Annotated in this window: 13 protein-coding genes; 4 read left to right on the top strand and 9 right to left on the bottom strand. The window is 58.8% G+C overall.

Going from position 1 to position 16,898, the window contains the following annotated elements; translation table 11 throughout:
- From AC50YL_RS27540 to AC50YL_RS27510, 7 genes are all read right to left on the bottom strand, one after another.
- On the bottom strand, positions 1 to 954 hold the full coding sequence (locus AC50YL_RS27540; RefSeq protein ID WP_494836209.1) for an ABC transporter permease: 954 nt from the start codon (positions 952 to 954) through the stop codon (positions 1 to 3).
- Positions 955 to 1,163: 209 nt separating this feature from the next.
- The gene (locus AC50YL_RS27535; protein WP_494836207.1) at positions 1,164 to 2,900 is read right to left on the bottom strand and encodes a sensor histidine kinase; all 1,737 of its coding nucleotides are present in this window, start codon (positions 2,898 to 2,900) and stop codon (positions 1,164 to 1,166) included.
- On the bottom strand, positions 2,897 to 4,516 hold the full coding sequence (locus AC50YL_RS27530) for a response regulator transcription factor (protein ID WP_494836205.1): 1,620 nt from the start codon (positions 4,514 to 4,516) through the stop codon (positions 2,897 to 2,899). Before AC50YL_RS27530 ends, AC50YL_RS27535 begins: the two co-directional genes overlap by 4 nt.
- A gap of 214 nt (positions 4,517 to 4,730) precedes the next feature.
- Positions 4,731 to 5,723 (bottom strand): L-glyceraldehyde 3-phosphate reductase, encoded by a 993-nt coding sequence (gene mgrA, locus AC50YL_RS27525; RefSeq protein WP_494836203.1) that lies wholly within the window; start codon positions 5,721 to 5,723, stop codon positions 4,731 to 4,733.
- Between the two features lie 67 nt (positions 5,724 to 5,790).
- Positions 5,791 to 7,608 carry a B12-binding domain-containing radical SAM protein gene (locus tag AC50YL_RS27520; protein WP_494836201.1) on the bottom strand — a complete coding sequence of 606 codons (1,818 nt, stop codon included), beginning with the start codon at positions 7,606 to 7,608 and terminating at the stop codon, positions 5,791 to 5,793.
- Between the two features lie 156 nt (positions 7,609 to 7,764).
- Positions 7,765 to 9,303 (bottom strand): stalk domain-containing protein, encoded by a 1,539-nt coding sequence (locus tag AC50YL_RS27515; RefSeq protein ID WP_494836199.1) that lies wholly within the window; start codon positions 9,301 to 9,303, stop codon positions 7,765 to 7,767.
- Between the two features lie 150 nt (positions 9,304 to 9,453).
- Positions 9,454 to 10,335, bottom strand: coding sequence for a helix-turn-helix domain-containing protein (locus tag AC50YL_RS27510; RefSeq protein ID WP_494836197.1), 882 nt, complete (start codon positions 10,333 to 10,335; stop codon positions 9,454 to 9,456).
- Positions 10,336 to 10,508: 173 nt separating this feature from the next.
- Here AC50YL_RS27510 and AC50YL_RS27505 point away from each other — a divergent pair, with 173 nt between their 5' ends.
- The 3 genes from AC50YL_RS27505 to AC50YL_RS27495 all read left to right on the top strand — a co-directional run bounded on the left by AC50YL_RS27505 (position 10,509) and on the right by AC50YL_RS27495 (position 13,680).
- A complete protein-coding gene (locus AC50YL_RS27505) occupies positions 10,509 to 11,342 on the top strand; it encodes a phytanoyl-CoA dioxygenase family protein (RefSeq protein ID WP_494836196.1) in 834 nt (277 codons plus the stop codon).
- 277 nt (positions 11,343 to 11,619) lie between these two features.
- Positions 11,620 to 12,675: an RluA family pseudouridine synthase gene (locus AC50YL_RS27500; RefSeq protein WP_494836195.1), complete on the top strand. Its 1,056-nt coding sequence runs from the start codon at positions 11,620 to 11,622 to the stop codon at positions 12,673 to 12,675.
- Positions 12,676 to 12,708: 33 nt separating this feature from the next.
- Positions 12,709 to 13,680 carry a helix-turn-helix transcriptional regulator gene (locus AC50YL_RS27495; RefSeq protein ID WP_494836194.1) on the top strand — a complete coding sequence of 324 codons (972 nt, stop codon included), beginning with the start codon at positions 12,709 to 12,711 and terminating at the stop codon, positions 13,678 to 13,680.
- On the opposite strand, the gene AC50YL_RS27490 is transcribed toward AC50YL_RS27495, so the two are convergent.
- Entirely contained in the window at positions 13,669 to 14,373 is a 705-nt protein-coding gene (locus AC50YL_RS27490; protein WP_494836193.1) for an MBL fold metallo-hydrolase, read from the bottom strand. The genes AC50YL_RS27495 and AC50YL_RS27490 overlap by 12 nt on opposite strands.
- Before the next feature lie 800 nt (positions 14,374 to 15,173).
- On the opposite strand from AC50YL_RS27490, the gene AC50YL_RS27485 reads away from it, so the two are divergent.
- Complete coding sequence (locus AC50YL_RS27485; protein ID WP_494836722.1) at positions 15,174 to 15,782, top strand: DUF2087 domain-containing protein; 609 nt, start codon at positions 15,174 to 15,176, stop codon at positions 15,780 to 15,782.
- 189 nt (positions 15,783 to 15,971) lie between these two features.
- On the opposite strand, the gene AC50YL_RS27480 is transcribed toward AC50YL_RS27485, so the two are convergent.
- Positions 15,972 to 16,844: a sugar phosphate isomerase/epimerase family protein gene (locus tag AC50YL_RS27480; RefSeq protein WP_494836192.1), complete on the bottom strand. Its 873-nt coding sequence runs from the start codon at positions 16,842 to 16,844 to the stop codon at positions 15,972 to 15,974.
- Positions 16,845 to 16,898 lie beyond the last annotated feature (54 nt).

Here is a 16,898-nt window from a genome sequence, read left to right as displayed (position 1 = left end):
CTACCATATCGAGACGCCGGATAATTTTTTGGCTATCTTGTTCGCGACGACGATCAGCAGCAGGGCGACCAGCCCCTGCGCGAACCCGACGGCCGTCGCCAAGGAATAGCTCCCTTGCTGGATGCCCGAAGAGAAGATGACGGTGGCGATGACGTCGAAGTTGATGAAGGCGTTCTGCATCCCGTAGACAAGCTCGAAGTTGCTGGCGAACAGCGTGCCGAGCGTGAACAGGAGCAGCAGGATCGTCGTCTGCTTCATCCCCGGCAGCGTGATATGCCAATGCTGTTTGAACCGGTTGGCGCCGTCCATTTTGGCCGCTTCGTACAGATGCGGATCGATCGACGTGATCGCCGCCAGATAGACGATGGTGCCCCAGCCGACTTCCTTCCAGACGCTCAGCAGCAGCAGCAGGGGGAGAAAGAGCTTCTGCTGCGACAGGTACATGACGCGTTCCGTGTCCTGCCCAAGCAGCGCGACCCGCAGATCGTTCACCGGCCCGTAGGAATCGAAGAACGAGTAGCAGAGACCGACGACGGCAATCCAGGACAGGAAGTGCGGCAGGTAGGTCAACGTTTGGACGCCGCGCTTGAACAAGCCGTTCTTCACTTCGTTTATCATGAGCGCCAGGATGATCGGCGCCGGGAATCCGACGAGTATCGTGAGCACGCTCAGCTTCAGCGTATTGATGATGGAGCCCCACAGCAGGGGAATGTCGAAGATTTCCTTGAAGTGCGCGAGACCGACCCAATCGCTCTTCCACAGGCCGGCGAACATGTTGTAATCCTGGAACGCGGACAGCAGCCCAGGCATCGGCAGATAGGAGAAAACGAAGGTCAGCACGATCGAGGGGAGCATCAACAGGTAGCCGAACATGTTTTTCTGGATATTTCTCCGAATCCGCGAGCCTGCGAGCTTGGGGGACTTCGGAGACACTTGGCTTGCAATCGTTTTCAACGGAGTTCCTCCTTTCTCTTCATCGTTGTATTCATGGCTTAATCAAAGTATAGAACGCTTTCAAAACCCGAAATAGTAAATATCCGGCTTACAAATGACGCAATGCGGCTATTCGGCCGTTCCGGATTGCGCAACGAAATAAGCCCGCCAGTATGGCGGGCTGCGAACGGGCTTCGGATAAGATTCGTATGCGGCGATCGGTCGGTCGGCTATAACGAAGCGGCGGACTTCATGTCCCGGAGCGCCGCATCCAGATGATCGGGTATTTCGAGAATGACCTTCGTCCCGAAGCCGGGCTCGCTCTCGATCGTAAGGCGGCTCTCTTCGCCGTAATACGTTTCCATCCGCTTCAGGACGTTCTTCATGCCGTAGCCGGTATACTTCGCTTCCGAGGTTCCGCCTAGAATCTGCGCGATCTTCTCCGGCCCCATGCCCCGCCCGTTATCGCTGATCTCGAAACGTATCGACTCCGGCTGCGCTTGCCTGGCGACCCGAATCCGGATCATGCCGCCCGCTTCCCGTCCATGCACGCCGTGCAGGAACGCGTTCTCGACGATCGGCTGCAGAAGATTCTTCAGCATCGGCTGCCGGCCGGCATCGTCCTCGAGCTCGATCGCAAACTCGAATTCGCTGCCGTAAGCGAATTTCTGCAGGCGCAAATACTCCCGGATCATCTCCGTCTCCTGCTCGATCGTGATGATGCTGCTGCCTTTGTTGAGCGCGATCCGGTAATACTTGACCATGGAATCCACCACCTCGTGCACCTTCGGGTCGTTGTAGATCCAGCGGAACGTCGAGAGGGTGTTGTACAGAAAATGCGGATTGAAGCGTTCCTGCAGCAGTTGCGTCTCGAGCACGGTTTTCTCCAGCTCGTAATCCGCGATCTGCCGGTAGTACGCCTTGATGCGCAGCGTCAGCTCGTAGAACACCTGTCCCATTTTCCCGAACTCGTCGTCCGTCTCCTCGAAGCGCAGGAAGCTGTCGCTGTTGATCAAGCTCTCGACGTTCGTGTTCATCCGCCGGAACAGCGTCTCGAATTTCTTGGTGAGGAAGTGGGAAACCATCTCCACGACGACGAAGAGCACGCCGATGATCAGGACGAAGCCGACGAGCACGGTCGCCAGGTAGCCCTTCAGCTCCTGAAACACCAGGCGCTTCGGAAGGAACATGGAGATTTGCCCGACGCCGGGCTTCAGCTCGTGACGAATGGCGTAATAGCCGGACGCGTCGCGTTCGCCTGCCGACCGGTCCGCGTCTCCGCCTTTGATCAAGGTCTCTTTGCCGCCCGCATCATACACGATGTAGCCGCCTTTCGGAATCTCGTAGGCAAAGAAACGCAGGATTTGTTCGACGGGAATCCGCACCTCGATGATCGCGAGCGGCAGGTTCAGCGACATGAGTTTCTTGTAGCCGAACAGATAATCCGCGTCTTTCCCCGCGCGATCCTTCACCGTTCGGTACTTCCACAGAATCTTGGCGCTGTCGGCTTGCAGGATCTCCTTCTGCAGGCTTATGCCGCCCGGTTCGACGACCCGCTCCAGGTTCGAGATGCTGCGCAAATAATCGCCGTCGTAATTCGTGTCCTTGAGGGCATAGATGAGAAAGTCGATCTGCGGATTGTCCGACTTCATGGCGTTCACGACGCTTTGCAGATAGTCGCTGAAATTCATGACGCCGACGAGGTTTTGGTCCGAATTGGTTTCCAGGTAGTTGTAGATATAAAAGTTGTTGTTCAGCGCAAGCACCTTATCCATGTTCGAGGAGAGCAGATTGTTGATGCCGTTCACGCTGCTGGTCAGCCGGATGTTGTTGTTCGTGACGATGTCGTCCGCTTTGCCGGACCATACCTTGCCGATCATGATCGGCCCGAGCACGAGCATGGGCAGCAGGGCGAATACGAAGATGATGGCGGCGATCTTGTGCCGGTAGCGCAGCCTGCCGATCATAAGGCGGCCTTGCTCTTGTACTCGGCCGGCGTCATGCCCACGTTCTTCTTGAAGGCGAGGCAGAAATACGACGCGTTCATGTACCCGACCTCTTCCGCGACGGCCGCCACCCGGCTGTCCTTGTCCTTCAGCAGCTTCTTGGCCGCGTCGATGCGGACCTCGATGACATAGTCGAAGATCGTCTTGCCCGTCTCCTTCTTGAACAGGGCGTTCGCGTATCGGCCGCTCAAGTAGACCGATTTGGAAATGTCCTCGATCGTGATCGGCCGATGGTACGCGCGTTTGATGATGTCCTTGATCGTCTCCACGACCTTCGTGTTCTTGTTCGCGTTCCGTTCGGCCAGCCGTTCGATGACGGTCATCAGCCATTGGCAGATCTTCTCGCTGACGTCCGTCGGCGTCTCCGGCATGCTGATTCGCTTCCAGACCGACAGCTCATCCTCGTTCAGATCGCGCAGCGCATGGTTCGCCTCCTGCAAAATCACGCGCGTCATGTTCACGACCATGAAGGCAAAGCCCTTCACGTAGCCGCCGTCCTGCCTCGACGTCCGGTCGTTCAAATATTTGCCGACGAAGTCCCTGACCTCCGCCGGGCCGCCGAGCAGCAGCAGCCCTTTCAAATCCTGGTAGACCGCTTCAAGGTCCGGCAGCTCCTCGAAAGGCACGTCCGAGCGCTCTTCGATTTCTTCGAACGCGATGATCGGATTGCTGCCGCTGTAGAACCGCGTGTGCACCGCCTTCTGAGACTGCTTGTTGAGCATCCCGATGTCCGCGAGCGCGTCGGACGGCTTGCTGATCCCGATCGTGGCCGTCAGCGACAGCTTGCCGCCGATGTCCGTGCTCAGCTCGACGGCCGTATCCATGACGCCGTTTCCGGAATCGGCTTCATCGATAACAAGGGCGGCGTATTCCCGCAGCGAGAACTGCACGGGATAGATCCGGCGGCCGCCGCCGCTCAAGGAAGCGATGATGTTCTTGACGCAATAGGAGATGAAATAGGCATCCGCGATGCCTTGATCGTCATTCGGCCGTTCGTCCACGTCATGCAGCTGAACGGACAGCACGTGGATGCGGCGATGCGGCGCGGCGTGGATGCGCAGGAACGCCATTTGGCCCGCGATATCCGCTTCGCGGCGGAAATTGCCAAGCAGCAGCTCCTTGAAAAACTGCTCCTGCACGAGCGGGAGCATCGTTTCCAGCTGCCGCATCATGCGCTCCTTCTCCACGACCTGCGATTGCTTCGCATCGATGTCATGGACGAGCTTCGTCACGGTCGCCGTCAACTCTTCCGCTATCACGGGCTTGAGGACGTATCCGTAGATGCCCAGATCGACGGCCGACTTCGCGAATTCGAAATCGCTGTGGCAGCTGATGAAGATCACCTTGATGTCGGGATATTGCTTATTGATCCGCTCCGACAGTTCGACGCCGTTCATCACCGGCATCGCAATGTCCGTAATGACGATATGCGGCCGAAGCTCGTCGATTCGCGCCAGCGCCTCCGCGCCGTTCGGGAACGTCCCCGCGACTTCGATGCCGAGCGACGCCCAGTCGATCGACGCCTGCAACCCGTTCCGCTCGTATTTGTTATCATCGACGATGAACATTCTGTACATTGCCCTGACAGCCCCCTTTGACCTCTGAACAAGTCCCGCTCTTCGCGTCATAATTAAAATATAGTGAAAGCGTTTTATTTTCAAGCTATTTTACGCGCGGCACGCAAAAGACCGCTTACCCGTTCGGCGAACGGGTAAGCGGTCTTGGATCAAGCCGTGTCGGCAATGAATGGCAGGCAGGGGTGCGGGCCGCGGCCCGCACCGGAGGATCCGGCTAGCCGCGCAGGATCGATTCGATGCTCGCCAGCTCGCCGTCCGTGAACGACAAGTTGTTCAGCGCCGCGACGTTGTCTTCGATCTGGCTGACGCGGCTTGCGCCGATCAGCGCCGAGGTGACGCGTCCGCCGCGCAATACCCAAGCGAGCGACATTTGCGCCAGCGATTGGCCGCGCTCCTGCGCGAGCGCGTTCAGCTTCTGCAGCTTCGCCACGACTTCCGGCGTGACCGCGCCTTCCTGCAGCGCGCCGGTCTTGCTTGCCGCGCGGGAATCGGCCGGGATGCCGCCCAAGTACTTGTTCGTCAGCAGCCCTTGCGCGAGCGGGACGAAGGCGATGCTGCCGACGCCATGCTCGTCCAGCACGTCCTGCAGGCCGTTCTCGATCCAGCGGTCGAACATGTTGTAGCTCGGCTGGTGAATGAGCAGCGGCGTGCCGAGCTTCTTCATGATGCCGATCGCTTCCGCCGATTGCTCCGCGCTGTAGCTGGAGATGCCGACGTAGAGCGCCTTGCCGGAACGGACGATCTGGTCGAGCGCGCCCATCGTTTCTTCGAGCGGCGTCTCCGGATCGAAGCGGTGAGAGTAGAAAATATCGACGTAATCCACGTTCATCCGCTTCAAGCTTTGATCCAGGCTCGCCGTCAAATATTTGCGCGAACCCCATTCGCCGTACGGGCCCGGCCACATGTAATACCCGGCCTTGGACGAGATGATCATCTCGTCGCGGTACGGCGCGAAGTCCGTCGTCATCATCCGCCCGAACATCTCTTCCGCGGAGCCAGCCGGCGGTCCGTAATTATTCGCCAGGTCGAGATGCGTAATGCCGAGGTCGAACGCCCGGCGAAGCATGGCGCGACCGTTCTCGTACGTGTCCACGCCTCCGAAATTATGCCAAAGTCCGAGCGAGATCGCGGGGAGCTTCAGTCCCGACTTCCCGACGCGGTTGTAGATCATGGATGCGTACCGTTCTGGATGTGCTGCGTATACCACGAATATCTCTCCTTCTGCGAGCCGTATTATAAAGCCTCTCTCATCTTACCTCAGCCGAGGTGTCGGCTCAAGCTTGGACCGCAGCTGCTGCAACCGGCAGCGTGAAGAATCCGGCGCTCCGTTGTTCGCCTTTGCCGCCGCCTCCGTACACGACGATCAGCAGCGTCTCCTCGTCCGCCGAGACCGTGCCCTCCGCCAGATAGCGCCGCAGATCGAACGGCAGCCGCTCGATGACGGCATGCTTCTGCAGCTCCTTCTCGCTCAGGCCGAGCGCAGCGAACGCCTCCGAGACGTCCGACGGACGCTCCGCCAGCCGTTTCATCCAGCCGCTCCAATCTCCCTTCTCCATGCTGAAGTCCCACCAGACCTTGCGCGGCTTGTAGTTGTGCCCGAGGAAATAATCCAGCTTCATCAGGCCTAGCGCGACCTCAAGCGACCATTGCCGGTCCGCCTGCTCCGCGCGCCCGACATAGTCCTCCGACAGGAACGTCCACAGGCGCGAGAACAGATCCTCCAGCTGATGGCCGATCTTCTGCCAGCCCCGGCCTTCCCAGAAATCGCCGAACAGCTGGAAGAAATCGAATGCCGACGGGAACGCCCGCTCGATCAGGTAGAGGAGCGCATGGTCCATCCGATGCGCGTTCCAATACTTCTCGAGCACGTCCTCGACGCGCTTGATCCGCACGATGTCCGAGAACGGCAAAATATCGTTGCCGAGAATCTCGTACGGCGCCCGGTCCATATAGATGTAGCCGTGCTTCTTCGCGTCGATGCGCATGCCCGTCCCGCGCAGCATCTTGAGGAAGCCGAGCTGCAGCTCCTCCGGTCGAAGCTCGAAGACGTCGTTGAACGTTTTGCGGAAAGAGTCGTAATTCTCGTGCGGCAGGCCGGCGATCAAGTCGAGATGCTGGTCGATCTTGCCGCTCTCCTTCACCTTCATGACCGTGCGCGACAGCTTCATGAAGTTCTGGCGCCGCTGCACCGCCTCGTTCGTCAGGTCGTTCGTCGACTGCACGCCGATCTCGAAGCGGAAGATGCCCGGCGGCGCGTGCTCCGACAAATAATCGAGCACCTCCGGTCGCATGATGTCCGCCGTGATCTCGAATTGAAATACGCAGCCGCGGTGGTTCTCGATCAGAAACTTGAAGATTTCGAGCGCGTAATCCCGCTTGATGTTGAACGTCCGGTCCACGAACTTGATCAGCTTCGCGCCGGAATCGATCAGATACAGGATATCGGACTTCGTCCGTTCCATGTCGAAGTAGCGGACGCCGACCTCGATGCTCGACAGGCAGAACTGGCAGCTGAACGGGCAGCCGCGGCTCGTCTCGAAATAAACGACGCGGCTCGCGAGACGCGAGACGTCCTCCGGAAACCGGTGCGGAGAGGGCAGCGTCGCCAGGTCCAGCTTCGGACGCGGCGGGTTGACGATGACCTCGATCCGCCCGTCCTCGTGCTCCTTGCGGTAGGCAAGCCCGAATACCATATGAAACTTGCGGGTGCCCGACAGCTCCGTAAGCAGATGGTGAAACGTCTCCTCGCCTTCGCCGACGACGATATAGTCGACCTGTCCAAGCCGGTCCAGCCACTGGGCCGAATCGTAACTCACCTCGGGACCGCCGAGCACGATATGCAGCTCCGGCTTGATTTTGCGCAGCATATCAATGACCGTGATCGTCTCTTCGATGTTCCAAATATAGCAGGAGAAGCCCACGACGTCGGGATCGTGCGCGAACAGATCCGCCACGATGTTCATGGCCGGATCCTTGATGGTGTATTCCGCGATATCGATATCGAAATCCTTCTCGCTGTAGGCCTTCAAGCAGCGAAGCGCCAGCGAGGTGTGTATATATTTGGCGTTCAAGGTCGCCAGTACGACTTTCATGTTCGTGATTCCTGCCTTTTTCGCGAATTGGACTAGTCTCTATTGTACCGAACTCGACCGCAAAAAAGAAGAGCGGCTCCCTCGAAGCCCCTGCCGCATGCCGCCGGCCGGAATTCCGAAAGGTACCGCTCTTCGCGCGTTCGGACGGTTGCGCGCTTACGCGTTCACCCGAACGATCGCTTTTTCTTTGCCTTGATAGTCGATGACCGGGAAGCGCACGCGCCACGTGCCGTCGCCGATCGCCGTTACTTGGCCGTCCTCGAAACCTCTCGGTTCGAAGCTGAACGTCTGATCATAGTAGACCGTCAGCTGGATATTCTCGTCCGGCAGCATGTCGCGAAGCTGCGAGCCGGCGTCGATCGCCCAGAACCGCATGTCTTCGCTGGCCGCATGCCCGTAGACCATGTAGAACGTCGGATCGATGACCGCCGTAATGACGAGCCAGCCGTCCGCGTCGCGCGTCACTTCGAATTTCTTCAGCTCGGTCGTGCCCTGCGACGACTGAATCTCGGAAAAATTATCCTCCACTACCTCGCGGATCTGATCCGTCGTCGCGTCTTTGAGCGAATCCGGGAGCTGCTTCGGCAAGAAGGCGATTTTGGCCGGCGGGTTCTCTTCGATGTCGTACAGCAGCATCAGGATGTTGTCCGAAGCGACGGCGAAATTCAAATCCGCCTGCGTATCGTCGATGCCCGCGGCCGTGATGCCGATCAGCTGGCCGAAGTCGTTGAACAAGCCGCCGCCGGAGCTGCCGTGGTCGATCGGGGCGCTCGTCTGGTAATACTCCGTGCTGCCCTCGTACGTGATGTTGCTGATAACGCCGTCCGATACGGTGTTTTGGATGCCGAGCGGGCTGCCGATAGCGACGACGTGATCGCCTTTGGACGCCTCGAGGCCGATCGCGACCGGCTCGATATTGAGCGGCGTCTTGGTCTTCACGACCGCCAAATCGCTCTCCTCGTCATAGCCGACGATGCCTTCGAGCTCCACTTCCTTGCCGTTCAGCAGCGTCGCGCTGCCTTTGGACGTATCGACGATGACGTGGTAATTGGTCAAAATCTCGTCCTTGCCGACGACGACGCCGCTGCCTTGCCCGATCTCCGTCGTGATCATCACGATCTTGCCGTCGTTCTGATCCACGATTTGCTTGGTCGTCAGCGATTTGGGCTTATTCGCTTCCTGTTCCTTCTCCCAAGCTTCCTGCTCCTTGAGCAGAAGCGCTTCGGCGGAGGTAATCCGGATCGCATGCTTCGCCGTATCGTACTGCACGTCGGCGCCCAGCGCTTCGGCCACGAAACGAAGCGGCACCATCGTCGCGCCGTTCACTTGCTGCGGCGCTTCCGCGAGCGTCAACGTTTTGCCGTTCCTGACGGCCCGCTTGGAGCCGATCTGCAGCGAGATCGTCGTGCCGCCTTTGACGGCCAATATCGTCTTCGTGCCGCCTTCCCAGGTCACGCTGGAATGCAGCGCCTTGAAGATCGCGCGCATCGGGACGAGCACGTTGCCTTTCCGCGTCACCGGGGACGGGCTGAGCGCAAGCTTCGCGCCGTCGACGGTCACGGAGATCGCAGCGGTCTGCGCCGTTGCCGCAGAGACGGAATCCGGTGTTCCCAGAAAGGACAGCGGGGTAAGAACGAGTCCGGCGGCAAGCACGGATGAGAGCATTTTGCGCTTCATGGTCACTTTCAAATTCACGGTTGTTTCCTCCATAATCTCCTAAATCCTGCGTCATATTATGGTATCATTGCGAGTCTAGTTTGTCTATGAAATCGGCGTGAAGGAAAATAGAAGAATTAGTGAATCCTGGAAAAAACCGACGCGATCGATACGGGGCTCCCTTGCCGCTTACTGCTGCTTGAATTCCGTCGGCGTCAAGCCGGTCTCTTCTTTGAAATTCCGCGAGAAATAGTGCACGCTGGCATACCCGAGCCGCTCCGCGATCGCTTCCATCTTCTCGCCGCTCAGCAGGTGGAATTTCGCCTTGCGGATCCGCTGCGAGATCAGGTACTGCTTCGGGTTGTCGCCCGTGCACTTCCGGAACAGCGACGAGAAGTAGATGGCATGGTAACCGCAGAGCGCGGCAAGCTCGGCCACGGTCCAATTCTTCTCCGGCTCCCGGTGAATCGCCTGCAGCGCGGGCTCGATCTTGCTCTGCTCCGCCGATTGCGGCCGGTCGGCCAGGCGGTTGCGGACGACAAGCAGCAGCAGCTCCGTCATCAGCGAGCGGAGCAGCATCGAATACCCGGGTTGCTCGTTCATGTATTCCTTGACGATCCGCATCAAGGTCGGTTCCAGCCCCGGGACCGCCAAGAACGGAGGGAGCTCCAGCTCCTCCCCGCCGTCAAGTGCCAGCAGGTGGCGCAGACGGCGGCTCCCGCCCATCGTTTCCTCGTCGGAGACCGCGATCGAGAACGCGGGATGCACCGGGGCCGGAGAAGCATGGCGAAAATGAAAATGGATGCCGATGAAAACGGCCTCCTCCAGAATCGTGATGCAGTGCGGACAATCCGGCCCGTACAGCGCGAATTCGCCGGGCGCGAGCAGACGGACATCCCCGCCGATGGCGATCTTCGCCCGACCGGACAATAAATAGAAGAGCTGGTAGTCCGGAATGATCCGCGGACCGAACACGGACCCGGTCCCGGTCAGGGCATGACTCGCAAAATTAACCGTCGGCTGCAGCTCTTCGAGCGCCCCGATGAGGATTTCGCCTTCGCGCTGCGACATGGCGGCACGGCTCCTTTCGCTTATGCGCCGGCTGCCCGCCGCCGCTTCGAGGATATTAGAAAAGTGCAAAGCCCTGTTTCGTCTGTGTAAATACACCGCTTTCATCCTGCGTTATGCTTAGTTCATGGCAAAGCGAAATCAGCGATAACGAACGCTCAGGGAGGAATGCTGCTATGTTAAGTCAAGCACAATTGGCCGAATTTGAAAACAACGGTTTTTTGAAAGGCGACGTCGTTCTGAACGACGCGGAAGTGGAGGCGCTGCGCGAGGAGCTCGACAAGGTCATGAACGGCGAAACGGTAAATAAGCCGGTGCTGAACCGCAATATGCTGGAGTCGGATTCCCCGTACGACAACATGAAAATGATCGCGAGCGAGCGGGTCGTGCAAATCGTCAATATTTGGATGGCGAGCGACCTCTACCTGCAGCATGCGGGCAACGCGCGGATCTGCGAGGAAGTCGCGCAGCTCTCGCATACGAATTCGCTGCGCATCTGGCATGACCAGATCCAATACAAACCGCCGGTGACGGGCGGACCGACGGCCTGGCATCAGGACCATCCGCTCTGGCCGATCATCCAGCCGGCCGATCTCGTCAGCGCATGGGTCGCGCTCGACGATGCCGTCATCGAGAACGGCTGCATGTGGATGGTGCCGGGCAGCCACAAGTGGGGCAACCACCAGCGCTACCTATCGAGCACGAAAGACTTCAAGCCGTTCCACAAGCAGCCGGAAATGCTGCCGAACAACGCCAACGTCGAGGCGGTGCCGTTCGAAATCAAGAAAGGGCAGGTCGGCTACCATCACTGCCTTACCTGGCACGGCAGCCCGCATAACCGTTCCGACATGAAGCGCCGCGCCATCGCCGTTCATTACATGCCGGGTCATACGCGCTACGAGCCGATCGGCGAGCATGCCATGCTCTCGTACGTGAACGTGCAGCCGGGCGAACTGCTCGTCGGCGACCATTTCCCCGAGGTGTACAAGAAGCAAGGCGTGCAAATCTAATCGGCCGTCGGCTGCAGAACCTTCATCTCCGCTTTTTCGGCGGGATGGGGGTTTTTCTTTTTTCGTGGAAGTACGAGGACACGAAGGCCGTTATACGACTGAAATGAAGCAAAATGAGGCGCTTGGAAGCATAATAGCGATAACCGTAGCCGCTGGACTCGAGAATCGCGCCAAGCCCCGCAACGGGCACCGGCCGCGCTGCGGCCAACGTTTGTAAGGCATCGCTACTTTCGGTATAGTAGGAGTCAGATTGATTGTTTAGGAGCGTATAAGAGTCATGGAAAAGAAACGTCCGTATAAACCCGCCCCCGCGAACGGCGGCCCGAACGGCAAACCGGCGGCCCGCGGCAAATCCGCGGCGCAAGGCGGTCCCCGCGCGCAGCTCAACTCCGCCGGCCGAGCGACCGCCGGCAAACCCGCTGCCGCATCGCGCGTGCCCGCCAAGACGGCCGCCCGCACCTACGAAGTGAAAGAACCGGCCGAGCTGCTTGCCTTCCTGCTTCAGCATGTCTCGGGAGAAGGCCGCAATGCCATCAAGTCCATGCTGAGCCGCGGGCAGATCGCCGTCGACGGCAAGCCGGTCAAGCTCTACAATTACGCGCTGCGGCCCGGCCAGACGGTCGCCGTCTCCAAGGAACGCATCGCGGAGAAGCCGCCGCTGATCGGCCTGACCATTCTTCACGAGGACGACGACATTATCGTCGTGGTGAAAGACGCGGGTCTCCTCTCCATCGCCTCCGAGCAAGAGAGCGAGCTGACCGCTTACCGGCAATTGACGGCGCATGTGCGCGCATCCGACCCGCGCAGCCGGATCTTCGTCCTGCACCGGCTCGACCGCGACACCTCGGGAGTCATGATGTTCGCGAAGAACGAGCAAGCCCAGCAGGAGCTGCAGACGACCTGGCAGGACAGCGTCGAGGAACGCACCTACATCGCGCTCGTCGAGGGCAAAGTAAAGAAAACGGAGGGCACGATTTCGTCGTACCTCAAGGAGAGCAAGACGCTGAAAATGTACTCCACGAACAACCCGACCGACGCGCAGCATGCCGTTACCCACTACAAGGTGCTGCAAAGCAACGCGAATTTCTCCTTGCTGGAAGTGTCGCTCGAGACCGGACGCAAGAACCAGATCCGCGTCCACATGGAAGACATCGGCCATCCCATCGTCGGCGACAAGAAATACGGCTCGAGATCCAGAGCCATCGGCCGGTTAGGCCTGCACGCCCGCGTATTGGCGTTCAAGCATCCCGCAACGGGCAAGCTAGCGCGATTCGATACCGATATTCCGAAATCGTTCCTGAATCCGTTCAAAGAAGGGTTCACGGCCAAATAAGGATGCCGACGCCCTAAGAAAGAGGTACGCCCCATGTCCAAAGCAGACAACATGCTCGCCATCCTCTGGCTGCTCAAAGCAAACAAGCGCATGACGGCCAGACAGCTGGCCGATGCGCTGGAGATGCATATTCGCACGGTATACCGCTACATCGACGCGCTGTGCGCCAGCGGCGTGCCGATCGTGGCGGATTCCGGGCATAACGGCGGCTACAGCCTGCTTCCGCAATTCAAAGAATCGCCGCTGTTCTTCGACATGGAGGAACAAAAGGCGCTTATCCAAGCGGCCGTCTTCGCCCGGGAAGCGGGCTATCCCTACGGCGACGTGCTCCGGCAGGCGCTCGCGAAGCTGAAGCTGTATACGAACGAGGATCAGCGCAGCGCGATCGACAGGCATCTGGTCGGCTTCGACGTCATCAGCTCCGGCGCCGATGCCGGCATGGAACCGCTGCTGCAGCAGCTCGAGCATGCCGTGGCCGCGAACGCGACGATGCTGATCGAGCATCTGAAGGGCGTCGGGCTTGAACCGCAGCGGCGGCAGATCGATCCGTACGGTCTCGTGCATTGGAAGGGCAAATGGTATATCGTCGCCCACTGCCATCTTCGCCTGGAGATCCGCAGCTTTCGCGTGGACCGCATCCTCTCCGCCGCTCCGACGGAAGGCGTCTTCAGCCGGCCGGCGGATTTCTCCGCGCGCGCCTATTTGCTTCGATTCCTGAAGCCGTGGACCGGTTCGGACGGCGATAAGCCCGTTACGGTAATCGTCCGGGGCCAGCCGGGGACGCTGAATGCCCTGTGCGAGACGGGTCCGTTCGGCGACGCGCTCGTCGAACGGACGAAGGAGCAGGCGCATTTTCTGCTGGAGGAGGATATGCTCCTCACCTACGTGCCCTACTACCTGATCGGCTTCGGAACGAAGCTCGACGTTCTCTCTCCCCCTGAATTACGGACGCGCATGGCCGACCTCGCCTTGGAGCTTCACCGTCACTATCAATTACCGCTGTAACGAAATGCCGCTGCCCGCGCCGATGCCGCCTTGGCTCTTCTGATAAGCGTCGAGCTGATCCGCCGGATTCAAGACGGCATTCCCGTGGCAGACCTCCAGCCGCTTCGGACGCAGCTTGCGCACGATCTCGCTGCTTCTGAGCGCTTCCGCCATGTCGGCCGTAAACATCGGCATCGGCTTGCGGAGCCGGCCCTTCTTCGAAGTGAACAAATCTCCTGCCAGCAGGACGCCGTCCTGCTCATGATAATACACGACGTGGCCCGGCGAATGACCAGGCGTCAGATGGGCGGTCAATCCTCCGATAGGGGCAAGCTTGCCGTCGTTCGCGAACGGGAGCGGTCTGGCCAATCCGGGCTGCACGGATTGCGCGGCTTTCTTGCGGCGCGGGTAGGCCGTGCGGCCTTCCATATAAGGAATTTCAATGGCATGGGCATACACGGTCACGTCCGGGTATTTCTCGAGCAAGCCCTTCACGGCGCCGACATGGTCGGAATGGCCGTGCGTCAGCACGATGCGGCGCAGCGGACGGCCGAGCTGCTTCTCGACGAATGCCGCGATTCCCTTCGTCATCATCGATATCCCCGCGTCCACCAACGTAATGCCGTCCTCTTCCTCGACCGCCCAGATATGAATCGGAATGATCATCCAGGTGCTCAGGCTCCATACATGCTCGGAAATCCGTTCGATCTTCATTATTCATCCGCTCCTTTTTGATATAACCACTGGTTACTAACCGTTGGTTATAATATAATTTATAACTATGGCGCTGTCAATAACCAATTTGGAAATGAGCACCGCGAGCATGCTGCACAAGTCTTCCTCTTGCCGCGGCAGCCGTGACCGGTACCGTCCCGCGCGTTGCGGCGCGGCTGTCGGTCAGGGCAAGCAGACGACGGCATTCGCCAAATTGAGGAATTGTAAATATGGGCGAGCATCCAGGCGGATATGGCAAGATTTCGGGGATATTCGGTCGATTTTATAATATTCTGAATATTTACAAAATTTAAATACGCCTGTACACTGAAGTCAGATCAAACAAGACGAACGCTTCCAAGACGAACGCTTCGCCTTCGGGAGACGCCTTCGACACTGTTGATCGGCAGTCCACTTTCTAGCGGAGAGGGGATAGTCCATTGGAGAATGTCAGCGAAGCCTGTTCCAATCTAATCCGTGAAAGGAGCCAAGCGGATTCGTGAAACAAGGAACACGCGGGGACCGTAAGGCGCAAGCGATCAATCGAAAACGAAAATCTGAAAATGTGGTTTGATGCATTTAGAATGGAGAGCGGTAAATAATTGAATAGGCGCATGTCGAACGAATAGGGATTCCGGTTGTCATCAGACAAGCGGGATCCCTATTAACGTTTCGGCGCGAATGCTGCAATCGGCGTCTCTTTCATCTGCTGGGGTAATGCCCCTTGACCTACGCATCTAATTAGAATATCATCTAATTAGATATTCATTAAATCAGTTGAAGGAGACGAATGTCGCATGATGCAGCTCGACAAGATCGTCAATTATCACAAAGCGCTGGCCGACCCCACCCGCATCCGCATGCTGATCCTGCTGTCGGAACGCGAGATGACCGGTCAGGAGCTGGCCGAGAAGCTGTACCTCTCCCCCGCCACGATCACGCACCATGCCGGCAAGCTCCGCGCCGTGAGCCTTATTCATGAGCGGCGCGACAAGAACGCCATTTATTTTTCGCTGGACCCGTACTTTCTGAAGCAATACGAGGGCTCCCTGCAGGCGCTCCTTGCCAAGCCCGCGAACGCCGTTGCAAAGGAGGTGGAACCGATGGACGAGAAGAACGAACGGCTGAGAGCGTCCGTGCTGCGCAATTTCTTTACCGCGGAAGGCAAGCTGAAGCATATCCCCGCCCAATTGAAAAAGAAACGCATCGTGCTGGAGTCGCTTGCGGAGCAGCTGCAGGAAGGCCGCAGCTATTCGGAGAAGGAATTGAACGCATTCATCAAGCAGTATCATCCCGACTTCGCGACGATCCGGCGGGAATTCATCATGCATGCGTACCTATACCGGGAGCAGGAAGTGTACGAACGCAACCCGCGCGAAATGTGGGAGCGCTGGGAGACGCTGGCGTAACAGCCGATCGACGTCTCCGCGAGCGGTCCCCGCTCCGGGACGCACCGCTGGCAGCGCTTAAGCGCATGACCGGATGATTTGTCGCAGAGGTCCTGCAATCGTCTTGCGCTGCAGCGCCTCGGCGCGCGCTTCTCCATGGAATGCGAGAAGTGCCGGGTGCGGAGACCCGCAGCCCGGCACACGATGGGATTAGGCCTCCTGCCACAAGCGACGGAGATTATCCATGGCGATCCTTGAAGCAGCCTTGCATTCTTCCATCCCTTCGAATTCGACGGTCATGTTGCCGTCATACCCCGAATCCTTGATCAGCTTGACGATGCGGCGAATCGGAATGTCGCCGTGCCCGAAGATCGCTCCGCGCAGGTAGTTGCCGTTGCTGGTGCGGAACCAGTCGCCTCCGCCCGGCGGCTCGTCGAACGGCCGGAAGTAGAAATCCTTGACATGCACCAACGAGGCATAAGGCAGGTTCTTCATGACGCCGATGACTGGATTCTCGTCCACGCACATGAAATTGCCGATGTCGAGCGTCGTCCGGAAATTCGGGCGGTCCACCGCCTGCAGGACCCGCTGCACGCGATCGCTTGCCTGGACGCTGAAGCCGTGATTCTCGATCGTCGTCGTGATGCCGTATTCCGCCGCATAATCGGCTATGATGCGGCTTCCCTTGACGATAAGCGGCAAGCTTTCCTCGAACCACGCGATCGTCATCTGCTCCTTCTCGATCGTAAACGCCGTGACGTCATGGCGCATATGCGTCATGCCAAGCCTGCGAACGAGATCGACATGCGATTTGACGCGGACGATCTCCGCTTCGAAGGCGGCTTCGTCCGGCTGCACGAAATTCGCCGGCATGGAGTAGTTGGATAGCTGGATGCCGGCTTCCTTCGCCTTTTGCTTCACGGCCTCGGCCAGTTCCGGGTTATCGACGAGCGTGAAACCGTACGGCACGATCTCCATATGCTCCCCGCCGTTCTCGGCAATCCATGCAATGGCGTCGAGCACCGTCATTTCCCCCGACTTGAGCGCATTCAATAAACTATACGTGCTTAATCCGACTTTCATTGCGGCATCCGCCTTTCCGCTAACCTGAATTGGGTATTGCCCGCGCATGTGCCG

It is taken from the genome of Paenibacillus sp. J22P277, assembly GCF_059383675.1.
This window is presented reverse-complemented; position numbering and strand designations above follow the sequence as displayed.

Bases quoted from the DNA above. Each gene is read 5' to 3' on its own strand.
- AC50YL_RS27495 (WP_494836194.1), top strand. From the start codon at position 12,709: ATGTCCAAAGCAGACAACATGCTCGCCATCCTCTGGCTGCTCAAAGCA.
- AC50YL_RS27510 (WP_494836197.1), bottom strand. From the start codon at position 10,335: ATGTCGCAGCGCGAAGGCGAAATCCTCATCGGGGCGCTCGAAGAGCTG.
- AC50YL_RS27490 (WP_494836193.1), bottom strand. From the start codon at position 14,373: ATGAAGATCGAACGGATTTCCGAGCATGTATGGAGCCTGAGCACCTGG.
- AC50YL_RS27505 (WP_494836196.1), top strand. From the start codon at position 10,509: ATGTTAAGTCAAGCACAATTGGCCGAATTTGAAAACAACGGTTTTTTG.
- AC50YL_RS27530 (WP_494836205.1), bottom strand. From the start codon at position 4,516: ATGTACAGAATGTTCATCGTCGATGATAACAAATACGAGCGGAACGGG.
- AC50YL_RS27500 (WP_494836195.1), top strand. From the start codon at position 11,620: ATGGAAAAGAAACGTCCGTATAAACCCGCCCCCGCGAACGGCGGCCCG.
- AC50YL_RS27480 (WP_494836192.1), bottom strand. From the start codon at position 16,844: ATGAAAGTCGGATTAAGCACGTATAGTTTATTGAATGCGCTCAAGTCG.
- AC50YL_RS27485 (WP_494836722.1), top strand. From the start codon at position 15,174: ATGCAGCTCGACAAGATCGTCAATTATCACAAAGCGCTGGCCGACCCC.
- AC50YL_RS27520 (WP_494836201.1), bottom strand. From the start codon at position 7,608: ATGAAAGTCGTACTGGCGACCTTGAACGCCAAATATATACACACCTCG.
- AC50YL_RS27535 (WP_494836207.1), bottom strand. From the start codon at position 2,900: ATGATCGGCAGGCTGCGCTACCGGCACAAGATCGCCGCCATCATCTTC.